Source organism: Clostridium sp. CTA-5 (assembly GCF_054768135.1).
On record NZ_BAAAAT010000036.1, the window covers coordinates 1 to 483 of the forward strand.

The window sequence follows — 483 nt, forward strand, 5'->3', positions numbered from 1 at the left end:
CTCACGTAACTAGCTTGGAAGGCTAGGGCTCTACCATTGAGCTACACCCGCATATTTAAAATTTATTTGGAGCGGAAGACGGGACTCGAACCCGCAACATCCACCTTGGCAAGGTGGCACTCTACCATTGAGTCACTTCCGCATTTTTTTGGTGCAGATGAAGGGAGTCGAACCCCCACACCCGAAGGCGCTAGATCCTAAGTCTAGTGCGTCTGCCAATTCCGCCACATCTGCATTTTATTGTTTTAATTGGTGGCTCACCCGGGAATCGAACCCGGGACACCATGATTAAAAGTCATGTGCTCTACCGACTGAGCTAGTGAACCACAAGTAATGGCTGGGATGGCAGGATTCGAACCTACGCATAATGGAGTCAAAGTCCATTGCCTTACCGCTTGGCGACATCCCAAAACATGGGGTGAACGATGGGATTCGAACCCACGACAACCAGTGCCACAAACTGGCGCTCTACCAACTGAACTA

General features: G+C 50.3%; 4 tRNA genes. All 4 read right to left on the reverse strand.

Going from position 1 to position 483, the window contains the following annotated elements:
• Positions 1-67: 67 nt before the first annotated feature.
• A tRNA-Gly gene (locus ACYUET_RS19055) sits at positions 68-142 on the reverse strand.
• 7 nt (positions 143-149) lie between these two features.
• A tRNA-Leu gene (locus ACYUET_RS19060) sits at positions 150-234 on the reverse strand.
• A gap of 16 nt (positions 235-250) precedes the next feature.
• Positions 251-326, reverse strand: a tRNA-Lys gene (locus ACYUET_RS19065).
• Positions 327-334: 8 nt separating this feature from the next.
• Positions 335-409 (reverse strand) — tRNA-Gln (locus tag ACYUET_RS19070).
• Between the last annotated feature and the right edge of the window lie 74 nt (positions 410-483).